Consider the following 24,141-nt stretch of genomic DNA (forward strand, 5'->3'; position numbering starts at 1 on the left):
GACGACGTGAATAGAAGATTCGCGGCATGTTTCCCCCACTCCTATTCACGCGTCCTAAAGAGCTAGGCGCTTAAGCTAAGCACTGAAACTATGAATTAGAATGTAATTCTAATCCTATAAAAAAAGGGCATTGATCCAGTTTTGCAACTGTCACGCCCTTGTAGTAAAAAAGTAATATTAAACTAATTCAATGATAACCATTGGTGCACCGTCACCGCGGCGAGGTCCAAGTTTCATGATACGAGTGTAACCGCCTTGACGATCTTCGTATCGTGGAGCAATATCACTGAAAAGCTTTTCTAAAGCATATTTTGGTTTTTCCTTCTCTTTACCTTCTTCAGTTGTAGTAGTTACAACCTCTGCCACTTCGTTACGTACATAAGAAGCAGCTTGACGGCGAGCATGAAGGTCTCCGCGCTTTCCTAATGTAATCATCTTTTCAACAGTAGAACGTAATTCTTTCGCACGAGCTTCAGTTGTTTCGATGCGCTCACTGATAATTAAATCAGTTGTTAAGTCACGTAGCATAGCTTTACGTTGAGCACTAGTACGACCTAATTTTCTGTATGACATGTGATGTCCCCTCCTTCGTTGTATAATGTATGTTTTTTAGAACATGTTAATATAACGTGATAGAAACAAATGATCTATTGAAACATACGAAAACGCTAGTTAATTTTCTAACTAGTCGTCAGTCGTCTTTTCGAAGACCTAAACCTAGTTCTTCTAATTTTGCCTTAACTTCTTCAAGAGATTTACGACCTAGATTACGAACCTTCATCATATCTTCTTCTGTTTTATGAGCAAGCTCTTGTACTGTATTAATACCAGCACGTTTTAAACAGTTGTAAGAACGAACAGACAAGTCTAGTTCTTCAATCGTCATCTCAAGAACTTTTTCTTTTTGATCCTCTTCTTTTTCCACCATAATTTCTGCATTTTGAGCTTCATCAGTAAGCCCAACAAAAATATTTAAGTGTTCTGTGAGAATCTTTGAACCTAAAGCAATTGCTTCTTTCGGTCCAGTACTGCCATCTGTCCAAACATCAAGTGTCAGCTTATCATAGTTAGCAATTTGACCAACGCGTGTTTTCTCTACCTGGTAGGAAACACGTGCAACTGGTGTGAAGATTGAATCAATTGGAATAACTCCAATTGGTTGATCCTCTCTTTTGTTTGAATCAGCTGGAGTATAACCACGTCCACGCTTAGCTGTTAGTCTCATTCTAAAGCTAGCATCTGATGCAAGAGTTGCAATATGAAGTTCTGGATTTAGAATTTCTACATCACTATCATGAGTAATGTCAGAAGCTGTTACACTTCCTTCGCCTTGAACATCAATCTCAAGCGTCTTTTCTTCATCTGAATAGATTTTAAGAGCAAGCTTTTTAATGTTTAAGATAATCGAAGTAACATCTTCAACAACACCTTCGATCGTTGAAAACTCATGAAGTACGCCATCTATTTGGATCGATGTTACAGCGGCACCAGGGAGTGAGGATAAGAGGATACGACGTAAGGAGTTACCCAAAGTAGTACCATATCCACGCTCAAGTGGCTCGACGACGAATTTACCATATTTGGTATCATCGTTGATTTCAACCGTTTCGATTTTTGGTTTTTCAATTTCTATCATCTATAAACCCTCCTTCAAAACGTCGAAACCCCGGCTAGACTAGAAATTTGATAAAACGTCTAACCGAAATTCCCCATTCAAAAGTTCCCGAATGTGCACAACAACAAAGTGATTCTGCTAGAACTTATATACTGTATCATAACCCATTATAGACAGAGATACAAAATCTATACAGAAAATTTACACACGACGACGTTTTGGCGGACGGCATCCATTATGTGGAACTGGTGTAACATCTCTAATAGCAGTTACTTCTAAACCTGCAGCTTGAAGTGAGCGAATTGCTGCTTCACGTCCTGCACCTGGTCCTTTAACTGTAACTTCTAGTGTTTTTAAACCATGCTCCTGTGATGCTTTTGCTGCTGTTTCTGCAGCCATTTGTGCAGCGAAAGGAGTAGATTTACGAGAACCTCTAAAACCTAACGCACCAGCACTAGACCATGAAATTGCATTACCATGAGTGTCTGTAATAGTAACAATCGTGTTATTGAAAGTTGAACGAATATGAGCGATTCCACTCTCAATATTCTTTTTCACACGACGTTTACGAGTGTTCGTTTTACGTGCCATTACTGGTTAACCTCCTTTACATTATTTTTTCTTGTTTGCAACAGTACGACGTGGTCCTTTACGCGTACGAGCATTATTTTTCGTGTTTTGTCCACGAACTGGTAAGCCACGACGGTGACGAAGACCGCGGAATGAACCGATCTCGATTAGACGTTTAATGTTTAAAGAGATTTCACGACGAAGATCTCCTTCAACTTTAAGCTTATCGATTACATCACGAATTTTTCCTAACTCTTCTTCCGTTAAATCACGTACACGAGTATCTTCAGAAACTCCAGCTTGTGCTAGAACTTTCTCAGCAGTTGGACGTCCGATACCGAAGATATATGTTAATGAAATGACAACACGTTTGTCACGAGGAATATCAACACCTGCAATACGAGCCATTAAGCTTGCACCTCCTTATAGATTAACCTTGTTTTTGCTTATGTTTAGGATTCTCACAAATAACCATGACTTTGCCTTTTCTGCGAATGACTTTACACTTTTCACAAATCGGTTTAACAGATGGTCTGACTTTCATGATCTTAATACCTCCTTAGTAGTACGGAGTGCTAAATTATTTAAAACGGTACGTAATTCTTCCACGAGTTAAATCATATGGAGATAATTCTACCGTTACTTTGTCTCCAGGTAAAATACGAATGAAATGCATGCGAATCTTTCCAGAAACATGCGCTAATACCGTATGACCGTTCTCAAGTTCTACCTTGAACATTGCATTTGGCAATGTTTCAATGACAGTGCCTTCTACTTCAATTACATCGTCTTTCGCCATCGAACTGTTCTCCCTTCTCAAAATCAGTAACTTGCTCATTGACAAACTTAATGTTGAACTTCCATTTGTCACACGACCTGTTTCCACTATACTGTTCTGAACTTCCGGAGATACTCAGGTAAAGAATTCTAGATGATGAACATTCTTCTACTTGGAGAGTCAAATTATCACTTCTCTCCATAAGCATTTTAAACGAAATGACATCCGAAAATTCCAATCAATATGGCATATAGTACTTGACTAAATTAAGACAAATTGACATATGCATGGAATCGAATTAGGTTCGTTCAAGCAATGTCACCTTCTGGTTAGGCTTTTGTTAGGATTTCATAGCCATTTTCAGTAATAGCAACTGTATGTTCAAAATGAGCACACATCTTGCCATCAACTGTAACGACCGTCCAATCATCTGCCAATGTTTTAACATAACGGGTACCCGCATTTACCATTGGTTCAATAGCTAATACCATCCCAGGCTTAAGCCTTGGACCTTTATTAGGTGGACCATAATGGGGAATTTGCGGATCTTCATGTAATTCTTGCCCAACACCATGACCGACATATTCTCTAACAACAGAAAAATCATGTTCTTCAACATAAGTTTGAATTGCATGAGAAATGTTTGAAAGTCTTTCACCTGGTTTAGCTTCTTTAAGTCCTATATATAAAGACTTCTCAGTAACATCTAAAAGTTGCTGAGTTTCATCAGAAATTGTACCTACAGCATAGGTCCAAGCAGAATCACCATGATAACCATTGTATTTAGCACCAATATCGATGCTAATTATATCTCCTTCACGCAATACACGATTACCAGGTATTCCATGAACGAGCTCTTCATTAACAGAAGCACAAATGCTCCCGCGGAAACCATTATACCCTTTAAAAGATGGAATTGCATCACATCCGAGAATATACTTTTCGGCAATTGCATCCAATTCTTTTGTAGAGATACCAGGTTTTATAAATTTTTGCAGCTCTTGGTGTGTTAAAGCAACAATTCGACCAGCTTCTCGCATAATCTCAAGTTCACGCTGAGTCTTACAAATGATCATGCACTAATCCTCCAAGCAGCTGATTAACGTCAACAAAAACTTTATCTATATCCTGTTCACCATTAATATTTCTTAAATAGCCTTTATCGTTATAAAAGTTTAATAATGGCTCAGTTTGCTTAAGGTTAACTTCTAAACGATTTGCAACCGTTTCTTCGTTATCGTCTGCACGTTGGTAAAGCTCTCCACCACATTTATCACATTCACCTTGAGATCCAGGCGGATTGAATATTAAGTGATAAGTTGCTCCACAGTCTTTGCAAATACGACGACCCGTTAAGCGCTCCATAAGGATATTTTTATTTACTTCAATGTTGACTACATAATCAATCTGTTTGCTTAGTTCTGCTAGAATACCCTCAAGCGCATCTGCTTGAGCAACAGTTCTAGGAAAACCATCTAAAAGGAACCCATTTTGGCAATCATTCTTTCCCAAACGTTCACGAACAATACCTATGGTCACTTCATCTGGTACAAGTTCACCTTTGTCAATAAATGACTTAGCTTGTAAACCTAGTTCTGTTTCTTCTTTCATAGCAGCTCTGAACATATCTCCTGTTGAGATATGAGGGATGTCGTATTTTTCGACAATACGTTCAGCCTGAGTACCCTTACCAGCACCTGGAAGGCCCATCAATACTAAATTCATTTGTATTCCCCCCCTCAGTCTCTATTTTGAGGGAATGGGAAGTGTTTCCCATAACCTCATTACTTAATAAAGCCTTTATAATGACGTTTCACTAACTGACTTTCAAGCTGTTTCATTGTCTCAAGGGCAACCCCAACAACAATCAACAAACTTGTTCCACCAATCTGAGCAGATTGAGGAAGATCAGCAAACTTAATGAAGAAAACAGGAAGAACAGCTATAGCTGCTAAGAAAAGAGAACCGACAAAAGTTAGACGATATAATACCTTTGTAACATATTCCTGCGTACTCTTACCTGGACGAATACCAGGTATATAGCCGCCTTGCTTCTTCAAGTTTTCTGCCATTTGTTCCGGGTTAACTTGAACAAATGTATAGAAGTATGCGAAAGCAATAATTAATGCTATATAGATAATCATCCCAATAGGCTGTGTGTAATCAAATGTTTTCTGGATCCAATCAGTCACATCATTAGGGCCAAAAAATGCTGCAATCGTTGGTGGTGTAATGATGAATGACACCGCAAAGATAACAGGGATAACGCCAGCGGGATTAACTTTCAATGGAAGATGAGTCGATTGACCACCAGCCATATTGTTATTATTCCCAGAACGCTTAGCGTATTGAATTGGTATCTTACGAAGTGCTTGTTGAATGAAGATAACTCCAACCACAACTGCTAATATTGCCAATAAAAGAATGACGACTGTGACTATTCTAATAAATAGTTGGTCACCCGCATCTTCAAATTGTTGTGCATAGATTTGATTAATTGTTGAGGGAATTCCTGCAACGATCCCAGCAAAGATGATAATGGAAATACCATTTCCTACACCTTTAGAAGTGATTTGTTCTCCTAACCACATTAAAAATGCTGTACCAGCTGTTAATACAATCGCAATTAGCAAGTATGTTCCGATGCCAGGATTCTCAATTAATAATCCACCTGACTGTGTATTAAAACCATAGGACATACCTAACGCCTGGATGAAACCTAATATTATCGTAAAGTATCTTGTAAATTGAGCGAGCTTACGACGCCCAACATCACCTTGTTTTGACCATTCAGTGAACTTCGGAACAACATCCATCTGCAGGAGCTGAATGATGATCGAAGCAGTGATATATGGCATAATCCCCATCGCTAAGATTGAAAAATTATACAATGCACCGCCACCGAATGTGTTTAAGATTCCGAATACATTAAGCTCATCCTGTGCTTGAAGAACATCTGCATTGACATTTGGCACAGGAATGAACGTACCAATACGAAATACCACTAACATTAAAAGGGTGAATATGATCTTACTTCTAATATCACCCACGCGCATAAAATTGGAGATTGTTTTTAACATTAGATCACCTCAACTGAACCGCCAGCAGATTCAATAGCTTCTTTAGCAGAAGCAGAGAATTTGTTAGCTTTTACAGTAAGTTTTTTCTCTAATTGACCATTACCAAGAATTTTTACACCAGATTTTACATTGCTAACAATACCTGTTTCAAGCAATAATTCTGGAGTAACCTCAGTGCCTTCTTCAAAGCGGTTAAGCGTCTCAAGGTTTACAATAGCAAAGTCCTTGCGGTTAATGTTCGTAAAACCGCGTTTAGGTAAGCGTTGGAACAAAGGAGTTTGACCACCTTCGAATCCAGGACGAACTCCACCACCAGAACGAGCGTTTTGTCCTTTATGACCTTTACCAGCTGTTTTACCGTTACCAGAACCAGTACCACGACCAACACGATTACGTGTTTTACGTGAACCTTCTGCTGGTTTCAACTCATGAAGTTTCATCGGGACACCTCCTTATTAATTTTTGTTACTTTTATTGTTCTTTAACTGTAACTAAGTGAGCAACTTTATTAATCATACCGCGAATCGCAGGATTATCATCTTGTACTACAGTTTGATGTACCTTTTTTAGTCCAAGTGTTCTAACAGTAATACGTTGATCTTCAGGACGACCAATTACACTGCGAGTGAGGGTAATTTCTAACTTATTCGCCATTTTAGTTCCCTCCTTATCCTAACAGTTCTTCTACCGTTTTTCCACGTAACTTAGCAACATCTTCAGCACTCTTTAATTCACTCAATCCTGAGATTGTAGCACGAATCATATTAATTGGAGTGTTTGAACCTAAAGATTTTGAAAGAATATCTGCAACACCTGCTAATTCTAATACCGCACGAACAGGTCCTCCAGCGATAACTCCAGTACCTTCAGATGCTGGTTTTAAAAGAATATTTCCTGCTCCAAATTGACCGATAATTTGGTGAGGAATTGTAGTACCTACCATAGGTACTTCAATTAGATTTTTCTTAGCATCTTCAATTGCTTTACGAATCGCTTCTGGTACCTCTTGTGCTTTACCAGTACCGAAACCTACATGACCGTTTTTATCTCCAACAACAACAAGTGCTGCGAAACGGAAACGACGACCACCTTTAACAACTTTGGCTACGCGGTTAACGGTAACTACGCGTTCTTCAAGCTCTAATTTGTTTGGATCAATACGACGCATTCTTTATGTCCCTCCTTTTCCGATTAAAATTCAAGTCCAGCCGTACGTGCTGCTTCAGCTAGTGCTTTAATACGACCATGATATAAGTATCCACCGCGATCAAATACGACAGATTTAACACCTTTTTCAATAGCACGATTTGCTACTAATTCTCCAACTTTTTGAGCAGCTTCAAGATTGCTTTTAGAATCAAGATTAAAATCTTTATCTAGAGTAGAAGCACTTACTAAAGTAACTGAATTTGTATCATCAATAACTTGTGCATAGATGTGTTGGTTGGAACGATATACGTTTAGACGAGGACGTGTAGTTGTACCAGTTAACTTAGAACGAACACGCGCATGTCTCTTTTTACGTACAGCATTTTTATCAGCCTTATTTATCATTTAAGTCACTCCTTTCTTATCATCTAGGCGATATTACTTCGCAGTTTTACCTTCTTTACGACGTACATGTTCGCCTTCGTAGCGAATACCTTTACCTTTATAAGGCTCTGGTGGACGAACGTCACGAATGTTAGCTGCAATTGCACCTACACGTTCTTTGTCAGTACCTTTAACAAGAACCTTAGTTTGAGTCGGTACTTCGATTTCGATACCTGTCTCAGGTGTGATCTCAACAGGGTGAGAGTAACCAACATTAAGAACTAATTTATTTCCAGATTTAGAAGCACGGTAACCGACACCGATAAGTTCTAAGCCTCTTTCGAATCCTTTAGAAACACCCTCTACCATGTTACCAAGTAGACTACGTGTTGTACCGTGAAGTGCACGGTGTTCTTTAACATCAGAAGGACGACTTACAGTTAAGACGTTCTCTTCGATAGTGATTTTAATATCAGAGTTGAATGTGCGAGTTAACTCACCTTTAGGACCTTTAACCGTTACTGTATTATCATCAGCGATAGTAACTGTAACACCTGCAGGAATTTCAAGTGGTTTCTTTCCAATACGAGACATTCATTACACCTCCATTCATTTTGAGCTTATTACCAAACGTATGCTAATACTTCTCCACCAGCTTGTTTTGCACGAGCTTCTTTGTCAGACAAAACGCCTTGAGAAGTTGAAACGATCGCAATACCTAATCCGTTAAGTACACGTGGTACTTCATCAGCTTTTGCATATACACGTAAACCAGGCTTACTGATTCTTTTAAGACCAGTGATTACGCGCTCATTGTTAGAACCGTATTTTAAGAAAATACGAATGATGCCTTGTTTGTTGTCTTCTACATATTCTACATCACGAACAAAACCTTCACGCTTTAGAATTTCAGCGATTTCCTTTTTGATTTTAGAAGCAGGGAACTCAAGCTTCTCGTGACGTACCATATTCGCATTACGAATGCGAGTAAGCATATCTGCAATAGGATCTGTCATAACCATATCAAAATAACCTCCTTCCCGATTTACGGTTTTACCAGCTAGCTTTTTTCACGCCTGGAATTTGACCTTTATAAGCAAGTTCACGGAAACAAATACGGCAAAGCTTAAATTTGCGTAGTACTGAGTGTGGACGACCGCAACGTTCGCAGCGAGTATACTCTTGTACTTTGTGCTTTTGCGTGCGTTTTTGCTTAGCAATCATTGATTTTTTAGCCACAATTTCGCCTCCCTTTACTAGCGATTATTTTTGGAACGGCATACCGAACTGTGTTAATAGTTCGCGTGCTTCTTCATCAGTATTCGCAGTAGTTACGATAACGATATCCATACCACGAACTTTATTTACTTTATCATAATCAATCTCAGGGAAGATTAATTGCTCTTTCACACCTAAAGTGTAGTTACCGCGTCCGTCAAATGATTTCTTTGATACGCCACGGAAGTCACGTACACGTGGTAATGAAACAGAAACTAACTTATCTAAGAATTGGTACATACGCTCACCGCGTAATGTAACTTTTGCACCAATTGGCATACCTTCACGTAAACGGAAGCCAGCGATTGATTTTTTTGCTTTAGTTACAACAGGCTTTTGACCAGTGATTTGCGCTAACTCTTCAACAGCAACATCTAGTGCTTTTGAATTTGATACAGCATCACCAACACCCATGTTGATAACGATTTTTTCTAATTTCGGAGCTTGCATTACTGATTTGTAAGAAAACTTACTCATTAATGCAGGTGTAATTTCTTTTTGATACTTTTCTTTAAGGCGGTTCATGACATAGACCTCCCTTCCTTATTTACTATTTATCTAAAGTTTCACCAGATTTTTTTGCTACACGTACCTTTTTATTGTCTACCACTTTATAACCAACACGAGTTGGTTCACCTGATTTAGGATCAAGTGGCATAACATTTGATACATGGATAGGTGCCTCTTGGCTTAAGATCCCACCTTGTGGGTTAACTTGTGATGGTTTTGAGTGTTTTTTCACAACATTTATACCTTCAACAAGTACGCGATCTTTTTTAGGATAAGAAGCAAGTACTACGCCTTGTTTTCCTTTATCCTTGCCAGAGATAACCATTACTTTATCACCTTTTTTAACATGCATCCTAGTTGCACCTCCTTAGTAAGGCAATCAGATTTATTATAGAACTTCTGGAGCTAAAGAAACAATTTTCATAAAGTTATTTTCACGTAATTCACGTGCAACAGGTCCGAAAATACGTGTGCCACGTGGGCTCTTGTCATCACGGATGATAACACATGCATTTTCGTCAAATTTGATGTAAGAACCGTCTGTACGACGAGCTCCACTCTTTGTACGAACAATTACAGCTTTAACAACTTCACCTTTTTTGACAACGCCACCTGGTGTTGCTTGTTTAACCGTACAAACAATTACATCTCCGATATTAGCAGTTTTACGACCAGAACCGCCTAATACCTTAATTGTTAATACTTCACGAGCACCAGAGTTGTCAGCGACTTTTAAACGAGATTCTTGTTGGATCACTTATGTTACCTCCCTTCGGAATTAACTATCCGAACAAAATTAAATGATAATAGATTCTTCTACGATTTCTACTAGACGGAAACGCTTAGTAGCTGATAATGGACGAGTTTCCATTACTCTTACGATATCACCAATTTTTGCTTGGTTGTTTTCATCATGTGCTTTGTATTTCTTAGAGTATTTTACACGTTTGCCGTATAGAGAGTGTGTTTTGTAAGTTTCAACAAGAACAGTAATTGTCTTATCCATTTTGTCAGAAACAACACGACCAGTATACACTTTACGTTGGTTACGTTCACTCATTCGATAAACCTCCTCTCTTATTAATGATTATTAGCTGCGATCTCTCTTTCACGGATAACAGTTTTCATACGAGCGATCGATTTACGAACTTCACGGATACGAGCAGTATTTTCTAATTGTCCTGTCGCTAGTTGAAAGCGAAGGTTAAATAACTCTTCTTTAAGTGATTTTACTTTTTGTTCTATTTCAGCAGTGGTAAGGTCACGAATTTCATTAGCTTTCATTAGATTCACCACCAATTTCTTCACGTTTTACGAACTTCGTTTTGATCGGTAATTTGTGAGATGCTAAACGTAAAGCTTCACGTGCTACCTCTTCAGAAACACCAGAAATTTCGAATAATACTTTACCAGGTTTTACAACTGCTACCCAACCTTCTGGAGCACCTTTACCTGATCCCATACGTACCTCTAGAGGTTTTGCAGTATAAGGTTTAGAAGGGAAGATTTTAATCCAAACTTTACCGCCACGTTTCATGTAACGTGTCATCGCAATACGAGCTGCTTCAATTTGACGGTTCGTGATCCAAGAAGCTTCTAAAGCTTGGATACCGAATTCACCGAAATGTACTTCAGTACCACCTTTAGCACGACCACGCATTTTTCCACGGTGCTCTCTACGATATTTTACGCGTTTTGGTAATAACATATTATTTTCCTCCTTCCTCAGTTTTCTTCTTAGTAGGAAGAACCTCTCCACGATAGATCCAAACTTTTACGCCTAATTTACCGTAAGTTGTATCAGCTTCTGCTGTTCCGTAATCGATATCAGCACGAAGTGTGTGTAGTGGAACTGTTCCTTCACTATAATGCTCTGCACGTGCGATATCTGCTCCACCTAAACGACCAGATACTTGTGTTTTGATACCTTGTGCACCTGCGCGCATTGCACGTTGAATAGTTTGTTTTTGAGCACGACGGAAAGAAATACGATTTTCTAATTGACGCGCAATGTTTTCAGCAACTAATTTAGCATCTAAATCAGCTCTTTTGATTTCTAAAATGTTGATGTGCACACGTTTACCAGTTAATTGGTTAAGTGCTTTACGTAATGCTTCAACTTCCGTACCACCTTTACCAATTACCATACCAGGTTTAGCAGTGTGGATTGTAACATTTACACGGTTTGCAGCACGCTCGATCTCAATTTTAGAAACAGATGCATCATTAAGACGTTTGCTAATGTATTCACGAATTTTAATATCTTCATGTAAAAGAGTTGAGTAGTCTTTACCAGCGAACCATTTTGACTCCCAATCACGAATAACTCCAATACGAAGACCGACTGGATTTACCTTTTGACCCACGGATTATCCCTCCTTCTTTTCTGATAAGATGATTGTGATGTGACTTGTACGTTTATTAATTGCACTCGCACGACCCATAGCACGTGGACGGAAACGTTTAAGAGTTGGACCTTCGTTTGCAAAAGCTTCAGTTACAACTAAGCTATTGATGTCCATTTCATAGTTATGCTCAGCGTTTGCCACTGCTGATTTTAATACTTTTTCTATGATTGGAGAAGCAGCCTTTGGCGTATGATTCAAAATCGCTACTGCTTCGCCTACTTGCTTACCTCGAATAAGATCCAGAACTAAACGAGCTTTACGAGGAGCAATACGAACTGTTCTTGCGACAGCTTTAGATTGTTGCATTTAAATGCCTCCTCTCATTAACGTCTTGTTTTTTTGTCATCACTTGCATGACCTTTGTACGTACGTGTAGGTGCAAACTCACCAAGTTTGTGTCCTACCATGTCCTCAGTTACATAAACAGGAACATGTTTACGTCCATCATAAACAGCAATAGTGTGACCAATGAATTGTGGGAAAATTGTAGAACGACGAGACCAAGTTTTAATAACTTGCTTCTTTTCAGTTTCATTTAACGCTTCAACTTTGCTTATTAAATGATCATCAACGAATGGTCCTTTTTTTAAGCTACGGCCCATGATTGTACCTCCCTTCGCGATCGTGCTACGGTTCGACTGAACCGTAGTTCAATCACGTTATTTTTTACGACGACGCACGATAAACTTATCTGATTTATTTTTCTTCTTACGAGTTTTAGCACCAAGAGTTGGTTTACCCCAAGGAGACATTGGTGATTTACGTCCGATTGGAGCGCGTCCTTCACCACCACCGTGTGGATGGTCATTAGGGTTCATTACAGATCCACGAACAGTTGGGCGTTTGCCTAACCAACGAGAACGACCTGCTTTACCAATGTTGATAAGTTCATGTTGTTCATTACCAACTTGACCTACAGTTGCACGACAAGTTGCAAGAATCATACGAACTTCACCAGAGTTTAAACGTACAAGTACGTATTTACCTTCTTTACCCAATACTTGAGCAGAAGTTCCTGCGGAACGAACTAATTGTCCGCCTTTACCAGGTTTTAATTCAATGTTGTGTACCACAGTACCAACAGGAATATTTTGTAATGGTAATGCATTCCCTACTTTAATGTCTGCTTCAGGACCAGACATAATTTCTAAACCTACTTTAAGGTTTTTAGGTGCAAGGATATATCTTTTTTCACCATCAACGTAGTTGATTAGTGCGATGTTTGCAGAACGATTTGGATCGTATTCGATTGTAGCAACGCGTCCTGGTATACCATCTTTGTCGCGTTTAAAATCGATCACACGATATTGGCGTTTGTGTCCGCCGCCTTGGTGACGAACTGTTAATTTACCTTGGTTATTACGTCCACCTTTTCTATGAAGTGGCGCAAGTAATGACTTTTCAGGTTGGTCTGTAGTGATTTCAGCGAAATCAGATACTGTCATACCACGTCGACCATTTGAGGTTGGTTTATATTTTTTAATCGCCATATCGATATCCCTCCTTTTCTATTAAAATTTATACTTCAAATAATTCAATTTCATTGCTGTCTGCAGCAAGCTTAATGATTGCTTTACGACGACGATTTGTTAAGCCGCTATAACGACCAACGCGTTTGAATTTACCTTTATAGTTCATGATGTTTACTTTTTCAACTTTAACACCAAAGATTGACTCGATCGCATCTTTAACTTCAGTTTTATTAGCCTTAACATCAACTTCAAACGTATATTTTTTCTCAGCCATAAGATCTGATGAACGTTCAGTGATTACGGGGCGCTTAATAATATCACGAGGATCTTTCATTATGCAAGCACCTCCTCTACTTTTTGCACCGCAGCTTTCGTCATAATAAGCTTATCATGGTTAAGTACATCAAGTACGTTTACTCCATTAGCTGTAACTACTGTTACATTAGGAATATTACGTGATGATAATGCAACATTTTCATTGTTGTCAGCTGTCACGATTAACGCTTTTCTCTCAACAGAAAGACCTTTAAGTACTGCAGCCATTTCTTTTGTTTTTGGAGCGTTTAAAGTTAAGTCCTCTAATACAACAATGCTGTTATCAACTACTTTTGATGATAAAGCTGATTTGATCGCTAAACGGCGAACTTTTTTAGGTAATTTATATGAATATGAACGTGGAGTTGGTCCAAATACGACACCACCACCGCGCCATTGTGGCGAACGGATAGATCCTTGACGAGCACGACCAGTACCCTTTTGACGCCAAGGTTTACGACCTCCGCCTGCTACTTCAGAACGATTTTTTACTTTGTGAGTTCCTTGACGTAAGGAAGCTCTTTGCATAATAACCGCTTCAAATAATACGTGCTGATTAGGTTCGATACCAAATACAGAATCATTAAGTTCGATTTCTCCAACGTTTGATCCAGATTGGTTTAATAATGCTACTTTCGGCATTATCCAATTCCTCCTTTCCTAAAGAAATTATTTAGATTTCACTGCGCCTTTTACAGTAATAAGTGCTTTTTTAGGTCCTGGAACGTTACCTTTAATAAGTAATAGATTACGTTCAGCATCTACTTTTACAATCTCTAAGTTTTGAACAGTAACACGTTCTCCACCCATACGACCTGGTAAAAGTTTGTTTTTAAATACACGGTTTGGAGCTACAGGTCCCATTGAACCTGGGCGACGATGATAACGAGAACCGTGAGACATAGGTCCACGAGATTGTCCGTGGCGTTTAATAGAGCCTTGGAAACCTTTCCCTTTAGAAATTCCTGTTACATCTACTGTTTCACCAGCAGCGAAAATATCAACCTTGACTTCTTGACCAACTTCGTATGCATCTAAGCTAGCTTCACGAAGTTCTTTAACGAAGCGCTTAGGTGCAGTATTAGCTTTACTAACGTGTCCTTTTTCAGGTTTGTTAGCTAACTTTTCGCGTTTATCTTCAAATCCTAACTGAACAGCTGTATAACCATCAGTTTCAGCAGATTTCTTTTGTAGAACAACGTTTGGAGTAGCTTCAATTACTGTTACAGGAATTAAATCACCGTTTTCTGCAAATACTTGCGTCATACCAATTTTTCTTCCTAAGATTCCTTTGGTCATGAGTCACACCTCCTATAAAATTTCATTATTTATTTTAATTATTAAAGTTTGATTTCAATGTCAACACCAGATGGTAAATCTAAACGCATTAATGCATCAACAGTTTGTGGTGTTGGGTTGATGATATCAATTAAACGCTTATGCGTACGCATTTCGAATTGCTCACGAGAGTCCTTATATTTATGAACCGCACGTAGGATTGTGTATACTGATCTTTCTGTTGGTAACGGAATTGGACCAGATACATTTGCACCAGAACGTTTTGCAGTTTCTACAATTTTCTCAGCAGATTGATCAAGAATTCTATGATCATAAGCTTTCAAACGAATACGAATCTTTTGTTTTGCCATTATTTTCCCTCCTTTTCGCCTATTTTTAAAATAGACATTTTCTCAGCAAGAATTTTCCCTACGCACGCCATGGCAAAGCGGCCGTGTGTATCGGCAACCTCCTGCTTCATCGCAGTCAAAGACCAACATTGTCTATTATACATAAAAGTCGTGATAGATGCAAGAAAAAAATAAATTAAACTTATAATCTTCTTGCGCACTTTTCCTATTATACATAGATTGTATACTAATATCAAGAAAAGCTATGATGGTTTTATTTTCTAACTAATTGTAGTGCAAAATCTTATTAAAATAGTTATTAATTTTTGTAGTAACATTTTTTTAACTTCAATACTTTCCTGTTGATCAAAAGCAATTGTTTAATAAAATTTTTTAAGTTTAATAACTAGTGAAAAAGAACATACAAAAAGGCGAGCAATAAATGCTCGCCTTTTTTATTTCTTCTATAGAAGAAAGATTATTCTTGGATAGTAGCAACTACGCCAGCGCCTACTGTACGTCCACCTTCACGGATTGAGAATTTAGTACCTTCTTCAATCGCGATTGGAGCGATAAGTTCAACTGACATTTCTACGTTATCTCCAGGCATAACCATTTCAATGCCTTCTGGAAGTTGGCAGATACCAGTTACATCAGTTGTACGGAAGTAGAACTGAGGACGGTAGTTAGTGAAGAATGGAGTGTGACGTCCACCCTCTTCTTTTGATAAAACGTATACTTCTGCTTTGAACTTTGTGTGTGGAGTGATTGTGCCTGGTTTAGCAAGAACTTGTCCACGTTGGATATCATCACGAGAAACCCCACGAAGAAGTGCACCGATGTTATCGCCAGCTTCTGCAAAATCAAGAAGTTTACGGAACATTTCAACACCTGTTACAGTTGTTGATTTTGGCTCTTCTGTAAAACCGATGATGTCAATAACTTCACCAACTTTAACTTGTCCACGCTCAACACGACCTGTAGCAACTGTTCCACGACCAGTGATTGAGAATACATCCTCAACTGGCATCATGAATGGTTTGTCAGTGTCACGTTCTGGAGTTGGGATATACTCATCAACTGCATTCATTAACTCAACGATTTTTTCTTCCCAATCAGCTTCACCCTCAAGAGCTTTAAGAGCAGAACCTTTGATTACTGGTACATCGTCACCAGGGAAATCGTACTCAGAAAGTAAGTCACGTACTTCCATTTCAACTAGTTCTAATAATTCTTCGTCATCAACCATGTCACATTTGTTTAAGAATACAACAAGGTAAGGAACACCTACTTGACGAGATAAAAGGATGTGCTCACGAGTTTGTGGCATTGGACCATCAGCAGCAGATACTACTAAGATTCCGCCATCCATTTGAGCAGCACCAGTGATCATGTTTTTAACATAGTCAGCATGTCCTGGGCAGTCTACGTGTGCATAGTGACGAGTTTCAGTTTCATACTCAACGTGTGCAGTTGAGATAGTGATTCCACGCTCACGCTCTTCAGGAGCAGCATCGATCATATCATATGCCATAGCAGCACCTTTACCACTGCGTTTTGCAAGTACAGTAGTGATTGCAGCTGTTAATGTAGTTTTACCATGGTCAACGTGTCCGATTGTACCAATATTAGCATGCGTTTTGGATCGGTCGAATTTTTCTTTAGCCATTCTAAAAATCCTCCTTAGAGTTTAATTATTTTAGGATATATGTAACAGAAAGTGATCACATCACTCTCTGTTCTCACATAAGTAGTTATACTTCATCAAGGGTGTAAAATCAATTACTCACCTTTATTTTTTTTAATTATTTCTTCTGAAACTGATTTTGGAACCTCTTCATAGTGATCAAAGTGCATTGTAAATACTCCGCGACCTTGTGTACTAGAACGTAATGCAGTAGCATATCCAAACATTTCAGAAAGTGGAATCATTGCACGTACAACTTGTGCATTACCACGAGCTTCCATACCTTCAACACGTCCACGACGAGCTGTGACTTGACCCATGATATCACCCATGTATTCCTCTGGTACTACTACTTCAACCCTCATAACAGGTTCAAGGATAACTGGGCTACATTTAGAAACAGCATTTTTAAGTGCTAAAGAAGCTGCAATCTTAAATGCCATTTCACTTGAGTCAACATCATGGTATGAACCATCAACTAATGCAGCCTTTACATCAACTAATGGATATCCAGCAAGTACACCGTTTTGCATTGCATCTTCAAGACCAGCTTGAACTGCAGGTACATATTCACGAGGTACTACACCACCAACGATTTTGTTCTCAAACTCAAAACCTTTACCTTCTTCGTTAGGTTCAAATTCGATCCATACGTGTCCAAATTGTCCACGACCACCCGATTGACGTGCAAATTTACCTTCTACTTTTGCACCTGCACGGAATGTTTCACGATATGCAACCTGAGGAGCACCAACATTAGCTTCAACTTTGAATTCACGTTTCATACGATCAACAAGAATATCTAAGTGAAGTTCACCCATACCAGCAATAATTGTTTGACCAGTTTCTTGATCAGTATGAGCTCTGAATGTTGGATCTTCTTCTTGAAGCTTTTGTAAAGCAGTTGTCATTTTATCTTGGTCTGCTTTAGATTTTGGTTCAACAGAAAGTTGAATTACTGGCTCTGGGAATTCCATAGACTCAAGGATAACAAGGTTTTTGTCATCGCATAAAGTATCACCAGTCGTTGTATCTTTCAAACCTACAGCAGCTGCAATATCACCAGAGTAAACCATTGAGATTTCTTCACGGCTATTTGCATGCATTTGCAGGATACGACCTACACGCTCACGTTTACCTTTTGTTGAGTTTTGAACATAAGATCCAGAACTTAACGTACCAGAGTATACACGGAAGAATGTAAGCTTACCAACATAAGGGTCTGTCATTACTTTGAAAGCTAATGCAGCGAATGGTGCTTCATCGCTAGATTCACGAGTTACTTCTTCATCTGTATCAGGAACAATACCTTTAATTGCAGGTACGTCTAATGGTGATGGAAGGTAATCGATAACTGCATCTAACATTTTTTGAACACCTTTATTTTTGAAAGCTGATCCACAGATTACAGGATAAAATTCAACATTAACAGTACCTTGACGAATTGCAGCTTTTAGCTCTTCGTTAGTGATTTCCTCACCACCAAGGTATTTCTCCATTAATTCTTCATCTAGTTCTGCTACTGCTTCAACTAGGCTTTCACGGTATTCGTTTGCTTGTTCAAGGTATTCCTCAGGTATTTCCTTATCTTGGATATCAGTACCTAAGTCATTGCCATAGAATGTCGCTCTCATTTCTACCAAGTCGATGATTCCTTCAAATTGATCCTCAGCACCAATCGGTAATTGGATTGGGTGAGCATTAGCTTGAAGACGCTCATGAATTGTTTTAACAGAATATAAGAAGTCTGCGCCGATTTTGTCCATTTTGTTAACAAAAACAACACGAGGAACTCCATAAGTTGTAGCCTGACGCCAAACTGTTTCTGTTTGCGGCTCAACACCTGATTGAGCATCAAGAACAGCTACAGCACCATCAAGTACACGTAATGAACGTTCAACTTCAACTGTGAAGTCTACGTGTCCAGGTGTATCGATGATGTTAACACGATGTCCTTTCCACTGCGCAGTTGTTGCAGCGGAAGTAATCGTGATTCCACGTTCTTGTTCTTGCTCCATCCAGTCCATTTGAGATGCACCTTCATGAGTTTCACCAATCTTGTGAATACGACCAGTGTAATATAGTACACGCTCAGTTGTTGTTGTTTTTCCAGCATCAATATGAGCCATGATACCAATATTACGAGTGTTTAATAAGGAGAACTCTCTTGCCATTGGGTAATTTCTCCTTCCTCATAGGAAATTTAGTATAGTTAAACTGTATTGATTACCAGCGATAGTGAGCAAATGCTTTATTTGCTTCAGCCATTTTATGTGTATCTTCACGCTTCTTAACTGCTGCTCCAGTGTTGTTAGCAGCGTCAAGAATTTCGTTAGCTAAACGCTCTTCCATCGTTTTTTCTCCGCGAAGACGCGCATAGTTTACTAACCAACGAAGACCTAAAGTAGTACGACGATCAGGGCGTACTTCTACAGGTACTTGATAGTTAGCACCACCAACACGACGTGCTTTAACTTCAAGAACTGGCATGATGTTTTTAAGTGCTTGTTCAAACACTTCCATTGCATCTTTTCCAGAGCGTTCTTTAATTAAATCGAAAGCATTGTAAAGTACAGATTGTGCTTTACCTCTTTTTCCGTCGATCATAATTCTGTTTACTAAACGTGTAACAAGCTTTGAATTGTAAAGTGGATCTGGTAATACATCTCTTTTTGCTACAGGACCTTTACGTGGCATGTTATGTTCCTCCCTTCATGCTGATTTCATTTTATTTAAAAATTATATTATTTTTTTGCAGCTTTAGGACGTTTCGTACCGTATTTAGAACGACCTTGCATACGTCCATCAACACCAGCAGTATCAAGCGCTCCACGAACGATGTGGTAACGTACCCCCGGTAAATCCTTTACACGACCACCACGGATAAGAACAACACTATGTTCTTGTAAGTTGTGACCAATACCAGGAATATATGCTGTAACTTCGATTCCGTTAGTTAAACGAACACGAGCATATTTACGAAGCGCTGAGTTAGGTTTCTTTGGCGTCATCGTACCTACACGAGTACACACACCACGTTTTTGAGGTGATGATACATTCGTTTGCTCTTTTTTGAAGCTGTTGTAACCCTTGTTTAGCGCAGGTGATTTTGATTTCTCAACTTTACTTACGCGACCTTTACGTACTAATTGGTTAATAGTAGGCATTATGGTTTTCCTCCCCTCATCAATTTAATACCACACATCCAGGTGGTTCATATTTGGGCAAAAACAAAGTTTCTGCAAAATGAATTCACATATCGCAAAAACAGCTTTTACTGGATTATAGCTACAGCTGCAGCTCCAACTTCTATTCCACAAGCTTTACCAAGCTTTTTCATAGAAGAAACTTTTGTTAAAGGAATATGCTGTTGTTCTGCTGTTTGAATAATCTTTTGGACAATTCGTTGTTCAGCATCTTCAGCAATGATCATTTCTCTAACCTCATTATTTAATAGAGCTTTAACTGATTGCTTAGTACCAACAATAATTTTTTGTGCCTGAGATACTTTTTCATAAGACATATTTATATATCCTCCAAAGCAAACAGGTTGTGATTAAGCACCTTGAATATAGTAACATTGAAAGAGATGGATGTCAACATTACTCTCGAAAAACTTTTAACATCCATCTCTTCACTTTTATTAATCTACTGAAACAGCTTCTTCCATTTGTTCAACTTTAGAAATTGGTTCAGCTTGACGATACCTTGGCATTCCTGTTCCGGCTGGTACAAGTTTACCAATAATAACATTTTCTTTAAGCCCTAATAGTTCATCACGTTTCCCTTTAATTGCTGCATCTGTAAGAACACGAGTTGTTTCTTGGAATGATGCTGCAGATAAGAAGGAATCAGTTTCAAGTGATGCTTTTGTTATACCAAGTAATACAGGTCTACCTGTTGCAGGTCGTTTACCCTCTAATAATACTTGCTTGTTGGCATCTGTAAATTGATGAACATCAAGAAGTGTACCTGGTAAAACATCTGTATCACCAGCATCCATAACTCTAACTTTACGGAGCATTTGGCGTACCATAACCTCTACGTGCTTATCTCCAATTTCTACCCCTTGCATACGGTAAACTTTTTGAACTTCACGTAATAGATATTGTTGCACTGCTTGAAGATCCTTAACTTTAAGTAATTCCTTCGGATCAATAGAACCTTCTGTTAAAACTTGACCACTCTCAATTTTATCACCTTGAGTTACCTTTAAGCGAGCATTATATGGTGCAGTGTATGAACGAGATTCGACATCACCTTGAATAACAATTTCTTGCTGTTTATCACGCACTTCATTTATTTCAGCTACAACACCACTAATTTCGGAAATAATTGCTTGACCTTTAGGGTTTCTAGCCTCAAATAGCTCTTGAATACGAGGTAAACCTTGAGTGATATCGTCCCCTGCTACCCCACCAGTATGGAAAGTACGCATTGTTAACTGTGTACCAGGTTCACCGATAGATTGTGCAGCGATAATTCCAACTGCTTCTCCAACCTCGACTTCACTACCTGTTGCAAGGTTTCGTCCGTAACATTTTTTACAAACACCATGTCTTGTGTTACATGTAAATGCAGAACGAATCCATACATGATCAATACCAGCATCAATAATTTCTACAGCGATATCTTCAGTGATTAACTCGTTTTCATTAACGATGATTTCACCTGTTTCAGGATGTTTAACAACCTTACGGCAATATCGACCGATTAAACGTTCATCAAGTTTTTCAATAATTTCTGTACCTTCTCTAATTGACTCCGCACGTATTCCTCGATCTGTTCCACAGTCATCATCACGAATGATAACATCCTGGGCAACGTCAACAAGTCGACGTGTTAAGTAACCAGAGTCAGCAGTTTTCAAGGCTGTATCTGCAAGACCTTTACGAGCTCCATGTGTAGATATGAAGTACTCTAAAACTGTTAAACCTTCACGGAAACTAGATTTAATCGGTAATTCAATAATACGCCCAGCTGGGTTGGCCATTAAACCACGCATTCCAGCAAGTTGTGTGAAGTTTGATGCATTACCACGGGCACCAGAGTCACTCATCATAAAGATTGGGTTACGTTTATCAAGAGATGCCATCAATTTTCCTTGAATGTTATCTTTTGCCGCACTCCAAATCGATATAACGCGCTCATATCGCTCGTCCTCAGTAATTAAACCTCTTCTAAATTGCTTTAATACATTATCAACTTTATTCTGGCCTTCGCCAATAATCTCTTGCTTTTCTTTTAAAACGATAATGTCAGAAACACCAACAGTAATCCCTGCTTTAGTGGAGTATCTGAATCCAAGATTCTTAAGACGATCTAGCATTTTTGAAGTTTCAGTTATATGGAACTTCTTGAAGATCTCAGCGATAATCTTCCCAAGAATACCTTTCTTAAATGGAGCTATTTCTTCTTGTGCTGCAATATGCTCCTTAACATTCACGCTTGTTTCAACAAAATAATTATCTGGTGTTTTTTCTTCAATGTTTTGTTTAGTCGGCTCATTCATATACGGGAATGATTCCGGTAAAATTTCATTGAAAATTAACTTTCCAACTGTGGTAATAAGTAACATTTTGTTTTGCTTTTCGGTAAAGGATTGTTTATTCAAAGTACCAGCATTAACAGCCACACGTGTATGTAAATGTACATAACCGTTTTGATATGCAAGTAGTGCTTCATTTATATCATTGAAAATCATACCCTCACCAATTGCACCCTCACGCTCTAATGTTAAGTAATAGTTACCTAACACCATATCCTGAGAAGGAGTAACAACTGGCTTACCATCCTTAGGGTTAAGAATGTTTTGAGCAGCAAGCATTAAAATACGCGCTTCAGCTTGTGCTTCAGCAGATAACGGAACGTGAACCGCCATTTGGTCACCATCAAAGTCCGCATTATATGCAGTACATACAAGTGGATGCAGACGGATCGCACGCCCTTCAACTAAAGTAGGTTCAAATGCTTGAATTCCTAATCTATGAAGAGTAGGTGCACGGTTAAGCAATACTGGATGTTCCTTAATCACAGATTCTAAAACATCCCATACCTCTGGTTGCACTCTCTCAATTTTACGTTTCGCACTTTTTATATTATGAGCTAATCCTTTTTCAACTAACTCTTTCATTACGAATGGTTTGAATAACTCAAGGGCCATTTCTTTAGGTAATCCACATTGATACATTTTCAGGTTTGGTCCAACAACGATTACCGAACGACCTGAGTAGTCAACACGTTTACCCAATAGGTTTTGACGGAAACGTCCTTGTTTTCCTTTCAGCATATGAGAAAGGGATTTTAACGGACGGTTACCTGGTCCTGTAACAGGTCGACCACGACGTCCATTATCAATAAGAGCATCAACTGCCTCTTGTAGCATACGCTTTTCGTTTTGAACAATGATACTAGGAGCGCCTAAATCTAATAAACGCTTAAGACGATTATTACGGTTAATAACACGTCTGTATAAGTCATTTAAATCAGATGTTGCAAAACGACCACCATCAAGCTGTACCATTGGACGAAGCTCAGGTGGAATAACAGGAAGAACATCAAGAATCATCCATGATGGATGATTACCAGAATTACGGAATGCCTCAAGAACTTCTAGACGCTTAATTGCACGCGTTCTTCTTTGTCCTTGAGCTGTTTTTAGTTCTTCTTTTAGAGCGTCAACTTCTTTATCTAAATCAATATCAGATAAAAGCTTTTTAATAGCTTCTGCACCCATAGATGCTTGGAAAGTATTACCGTATTTTTCGCGATATGCACGGTATTCTTTCTCAGATAATAGCTGTTTTTTCTCTAATGGAGTATCACCTGTGTCTGTTGTTACGTATGAAGCAAAATAGATTACTTCTTCTAAAGCACGAGGAGACATGTCTAACACTAAGCCCATACGGCTAGGAATACCCTTAAAGTACCAAATATGTGAGACAGGAGCAGCTAATTCAATATGTCCCATTCTCTCACGTCTTACCTTGGCACGAGTAACTTCAACTCCACAGCGATCACATACTACACCTTTATAACGTACTCTTTTATATTTACCACAATGGCATTCCCAGTCTTTAGTTGGCCCGAATATGCGTTCACAAAACAAACCATCTTTTTCTGGCTTCAGTGTACGATAATTAATCGTTTCTGGTTTCTTAACCTCACCAAAAGACCAAGAACGAATCTTGTCTGGTGAAGCTAAGCCGATGCTCATATATTCAAAATTATTTACATCTAACAAGGGGCCTACCTCCCTTTTCGTCTT

36 protein-coding genes and 1 pseudogene are annotated in these 24,141 nt (G+C 38.7%); all 37 read right to left on the minus strand.

From position 1 onward, the window contains the following. Nucleotides 1-177: 177 nt before the first annotated feature. Entirely contained in the window at nucleotides 178-573 is a 396-nt protein-coding gene (gene rplQ, locus WCV66_RS02645; protein WP_066330401.1) for a 50S ribosomal protein L17, read from the minus strand. Nucleotides 574-691: 118 nt separating this feature from the next. Continuing rightward, nucleotides 692-1,636: a DNA-directed RNA polymerase subunit alpha gene (locus WCV66_RS02650; protein WP_066330402.1), complete on the minus strand. Its 945-nt coding sequence runs from the start codon at nucleotides 1,634-1,636 to the stop codon at nucleotides 692-694. 180 nt (nucleotides 1,637-1,816) lie between these two features. Continuing rightward, on the minus strand, nucleotides 1,817-2,206 hold the full coding sequence (gene rpsK, locus WCV66_RS02655; protein ID WP_066330403.1) for a 30S ribosomal protein S11: 390 nt from the start codon (nucleotides 2,204-2,206) through the stop codon (nucleotides 1,817-1,819). A 21-nt stretch (nucleotides 2,207-2,227) separates the two neighbouring features. Then, nucleotides 2,228-2,593 (minus strand): 30S ribosomal protein S13, encoded by a 366-nt coding sequence (rpsM, locus tag WCV66_RS02660; RefSeq protein ID WP_066330404.1) that lies wholly within the window; start codon nucleotides 2,591-2,593, stop codon nucleotides 2,228-2,230. A 22-nt stretch (nucleotides 2,594-2,615) separates the two neighbouring features. Then, nucleotides 2,616-2,729, minus strand: coding sequence for a 50S ribosomal protein L36 (gene rpmJ, locus WCV66_RS02665; RefSeq protein ID WP_003156543.1), 114 nt, complete (start codon nucleotides 2,727-2,729; stop codon nucleotides 2,616-2,618). A 36-nt stretch (nucleotides 2,730-2,765) separates the two neighbouring features. After that, a complete protein-coding gene (infA, locus tag WCV66_RS02670; protein ID WP_010191517.1) occupies nucleotides 2,766-2,984 on the minus strand; it encodes a translation initiation factor IF-1 in 219 nt (72 codons plus the stop codon). Next, nucleotides 2,962-3,131, minus strand: a pseudogene (locus WCV66_RS26775) (RNA-binding protein); the annotation flags it as partial. The pseudogene WCV66_RS26775 and the gene infA, both read right to left, overlap by 23 nt. Before the next feature lie 161 nt (nucleotides 3,132-3,292). Then, the gene (map, locus tag WCV66_RS02675; RefSeq protein ID WP_338787858.1) at nucleotides 3,293-4,039 is read right to left on the minus strand and encodes a type I methionyl aminopeptidase; all 747 of its coding nucleotides are present in this window, start codon (nucleotides 4,037-4,039) and stop codon (nucleotides 3,293-3,295) included. Next, nucleotides 4,026-4,688, minus strand: coding sequence for an adenylate kinase (locus WCV66_RS02680; protein WP_066330406.1), 663 nt, complete (start codon nucleotides 4,686-4,688; stop codon nucleotides 4,026-4,028). Before WCV66_RS02680 ends, map begins: the two co-directional genes overlap by 14 nt. A gap of 59 nt (nucleotides 4,689-4,747) precedes the next feature. Further along, the gene (secY, locus tag WCV66_RS02685; protein WP_066330407.1) at nucleotides 4,748-6,043 is read right to left on the minus strand and encodes a preprotein translocase subunit SecY; all 1,296 of its coding nucleotides are present in this window, start codon (nucleotides 6,041-6,043) and stop codon (nucleotides 4,748-4,750) included. Beyond that, nucleotides 6,043-6,483, minus strand: a complete 441-nt coding sequence (gene rplO, locus WCV66_RS02690; protein WP_066330408.1) for a 50S ribosomal protein L15 — start codon at nucleotides 6,481-6,483, stop codon at nucleotides 6,043-6,045. The genes secY and rplO overlap by 1 nt, the downstream gene beginning before the upstream one ends. 31 nt (nucleotides 6,484-6,514) lie before the next feature. Further along, on the minus strand, nucleotides 6,515-6,697 hold the full coding sequence (gene rpmD, locus WCV66_RS02695; protein ID WP_207982221.1) for a 50S ribosomal protein L30: 183 nt from the start codon (nucleotides 6,695-6,697) through the stop codon (nucleotides 6,515-6,517). A gap of 13 nt (nucleotides 6,698-6,710) precedes the next feature. After that, complete coding sequence (gene rpsE, locus WCV66_RS02700; protein WP_066330410.1) at nucleotides 6,711-7,211, minus strand: 30S ribosomal protein S5; 501 nt, start codon at nucleotides 7,209-7,211, stop codon at nucleotides 6,711-6,713. 23 nt (nucleotides 7,212-7,234) lie between these two features. Next, nucleotides 7,235-7,597 carry a 50S ribosomal protein L18 gene (gene rplR / locus WCV66_RS02705; RefSeq protein WP_066330411.1) on the minus strand — a complete coding sequence of 121 codons (363 nt, stop codon included), beginning with the start codon at nucleotides 7,595-7,597 and terminating at the stop codon, nucleotides 7,235-7,237. A 33-nt stretch (nucleotides 7,598-7,630) separates the two neighbouring features. Then, nucleotides 7,631-8,170: a 50S ribosomal protein L6 gene (gene rplF, locus WCV66_RS02710; RefSeq protein WP_066330412.1), complete on the minus strand. Its 540-nt coding sequence runs from the start codon at nucleotides 8,168-8,170 to the stop codon at nucleotides 7,631-7,633. A gap of 29 nt (nucleotides 8,171-8,199) precedes the next feature. Next, the gene (gene rpsH / locus WCV66_RS02715) at nucleotides 8,200-8,598 is read right to left on the minus strand and encodes a 30S ribosomal protein S8 (RefSeq protein ID WP_066330413.1); all 399 of its coding nucleotides are present in this window, start codon (nucleotides 8,596-8,598) and stop codon (nucleotides 8,200-8,202) included. Between the two features lie 31 nt (nucleotides 8,599-8,629). Then, on the minus strand, nucleotides 8,630-8,815 hold the full coding sequence (locus tag WCV66_RS02720) for a type Z 30S ribosomal protein S14 (RefSeq protein WP_066330414.1): 186 nt from the start codon (nucleotides 8,813-8,815) through the stop codon (nucleotides 8,630-8,632). Between the two features lie 24 nt (nucleotides 8,816-8,839). Next, complete coding sequence (gene rplE, locus WCV66_RS02725; protein WP_066330415.1) at nucleotides 8,840-9,379, minus strand: 50S ribosomal protein L5; 540 nt, start codon at nucleotides 9,377-9,379, stop codon at nucleotides 8,840-8,842. 25 nt (nucleotides 9,380-9,404) lie between these two features. Further along, nucleotides 9,405-9,716: a 50S ribosomal protein L24 gene (rplX, locus tag WCV66_RS02730; RefSeq protein WP_066330416.1), complete on the minus strand. Its 312-nt coding sequence runs from the start codon at nucleotides 9,714-9,716 to the stop codon at nucleotides 9,405-9,407. Nucleotides 9,717-9,752: 36 nt separating this feature from the next. Further along, on the minus strand, nucleotides 9,753-10,121 hold the full coding sequence (rplN, locus tag WCV66_RS02735) for a 50S ribosomal protein L14 (protein ID WP_066330417.1): 369 nt from the start codon (nucleotides 10,119-10,121) through the stop codon (nucleotides 9,753-9,755). A 39-nt stretch (nucleotides 10,122-10,160) separates the two neighbouring features. Further along, nucleotides 10,161-10,424, minus strand: coding sequence for a 30S ribosomal protein S17 (rpsQ, locus tag WCV66_RS02740; RefSeq protein WP_066330418.1), 264 nt, complete (start codon nucleotides 10,422-10,424; stop codon nucleotides 10,161-10,163). Nucleotides 10,425-10,444: 20 nt separating this feature from the next. Continuing rightward, nucleotides 10,445-10,648 (minus strand): 50S ribosomal protein L29, encoded by a 204-nt coding sequence (gene rpmC, locus WCV66_RS02745; protein ID WP_066330419.1) that lies wholly within the window; start codon nucleotides 10,646-10,648, stop codon nucleotides 10,445-10,447. Next, on the minus strand, nucleotides 10,638-11,072 hold the full coding sequence (gene rplP / locus WCV66_RS02750) for a 50S ribosomal protein L16 (protein WP_003225801.1): 435 nt from the start codon (nucleotides 11,070-11,072) through the stop codon (nucleotides 10,638-10,640). The genes rpmC and rplP overlap by 11 nt, the downstream gene beginning before the upstream one ends. Nucleotide 11,073: 1 nt before the next feature. Further along, complete coding sequence (gene rpsC, locus WCV66_RS02755) at nucleotides 11,074-11,730, minus strand: 30S ribosomal protein S3 (RefSeq protein WP_066330420.1); 657 nt, start codon at nucleotides 11,728-11,730, stop codon at nucleotides 11,074-11,076. Nucleotides 11,731-11,733: 3 nt separating this feature from the next. Then, on the minus strand, nucleotides 11,734-12,078 hold the full coding sequence (gene rplV, locus WCV66_RS02760; protein ID WP_066330421.1) for a 50S ribosomal protein L22: 345 nt from the start codon (nucleotides 12,076-12,078) through the stop codon (nucleotides 11,734-11,736). Between the two features lie 17 nt (nucleotides 12,079-12,095). Beyond that, entirely contained in the window at nucleotides 12,096-12,374 is a 279-nt protein-coding gene (gene rpsS / locus WCV66_RS02765) for a 30S ribosomal protein S19 (RefSeq protein ID WP_066330422.1), read from the minus strand. Between the two features lie 57 nt (nucleotides 12,375-12,431). Beyond that, nucleotides 12,432-13,262 carry a 50S ribosomal protein L2 gene (rplB, locus tag WCV66_RS02770; RefSeq protein WP_066330423.1) on the minus strand — a complete coding sequence of 277 codons (831 nt, stop codon included), beginning with the start codon at nucleotides 13,260-13,262 and terminating at the stop codon, nucleotides 12,432-12,434. A 28-nt stretch (nucleotides 13,263-13,290) separates the two neighbouring features. Beyond that, a complete protein-coding gene (gene rplW, locus WCV66_RS02775; protein ID WP_066330424.1) occupies nucleotides 13,291-13,578 on the minus strand; it encodes a 50S ribosomal protein L23 in 288 nt (95 codons plus the stop codon). Beyond that, the gene (gene rplD / locus WCV66_RS02780; RefSeq protein WP_066330425.1) at nucleotides 13,578-14,201 is read right to left on the minus strand and encodes a 50S ribosomal protein L4; all 624 of its coding nucleotides are present in this window, start codon (nucleotides 14,199-14,201) and stop codon (nucleotides 13,578-13,580) included. Before rplD ends, rplW begins: the two co-directional genes overlap by 1 nt. Nucleotides 14,202-14,228: 27 nt before the next feature. Continuing rightward, nucleotides 14,229-14,858: a 50S ribosomal protein L3 gene (gene rplC, locus WCV66_RS02785; RefSeq protein ID WP_066330426.1), complete on the minus strand. Its 630-nt coding sequence runs from the start codon at nucleotides 14,856-14,858 to the stop codon at nucleotides 14,229-14,231. A 41-nt stretch (nucleotides 14,859-14,899) separates the two neighbouring features. Next, entirely contained in the window at nucleotides 14,900-15,208 is a 309-nt protein-coding gene (gene rpsJ, locus WCV66_RS02790; RefSeq protein WP_066330427.1) for a 30S ribosomal protein S10, read from the minus strand. A 457-nt stretch (nucleotides 15,209-15,665) separates the two neighbouring features. Then, entirely contained in the window at nucleotides 15,666-16,856 is a 1,191-nt protein-coding gene (gene tuf, locus WCV66_RS02795; protein WP_066330429.1) for an elongation factor Tu, read from the minus strand. 113 nt (nucleotides 16,857-16,969) lie between these two features. Continuing rightward, nucleotides 16,970-19,048, minus strand: a complete 2,079-nt coding sequence (fusA, locus tag WCV66_RS02800) for an elongation factor G (protein WP_338787859.1) — start codon at nucleotides 19,046-19,048, stop codon at nucleotides 16,970-16,972. Between the two features lie 52 nt (nucleotides 19,049-19,100). Beyond that, nucleotides 19,101-19,571 (minus strand): 30S ribosomal protein S7, encoded by a 471-nt coding sequence (gene rpsG / locus WCV66_RS02805; RefSeq protein WP_066330431.1) that lies wholly within the window; start codon nucleotides 19,569-19,571, stop codon nucleotides 19,101-19,103. 47 nt (nucleotides 19,572-19,618) lie between these two features. Further along, on the minus strand, nucleotides 19,619-20,041 hold the full coding sequence (gene rpsL / locus WCV66_RS02810; RefSeq protein ID WP_066330432.1) for a 30S ribosomal protein S12: 423 nt from the start codon (nucleotides 20,039-20,041) through the stop codon (nucleotides 19,619-19,621). Between the two features lie 107 nt (nucleotides 20,042-20,148). Next, nucleotides 20,149-20,397 carry a 50S ribosomal protein L7ae-like protein gene (locus WCV66_RS02815; protein ID WP_066330433.1) on the minus strand — a complete coding sequence of 83 codons (249 nt, stop codon included), beginning with the start codon at nucleotides 20,395-20,397 and terminating at the stop codon, nucleotides 20,149-20,151. 120 nt (nucleotides 20,398-20,517) lie between these two features. Further along, nucleotides 20,518-24,117: a DNA-directed RNA polymerase subunit beta' gene (gene rpoC / locus WCV66_RS02820; protein ID WP_066330434.1), complete on the minus strand. Its 3,600-nt coding sequence runs from the start codon at nucleotides 24,115-24,117 to the stop codon at nucleotides 20,518-20,520. Nucleotides 24,118-24,141: the final 24 nt, after the last annotated feature.

It is taken from the genome of Metabacillus rhizosphaerae (genome assembly GCF_037201795.1).
In the GTDB taxonomy this organism is placed as follows: Bacteria; Bacillota; Bacilli; order Bacillales; family Bacillaceae; genus Metabacillus; species Metabacillus rhizosphaerae.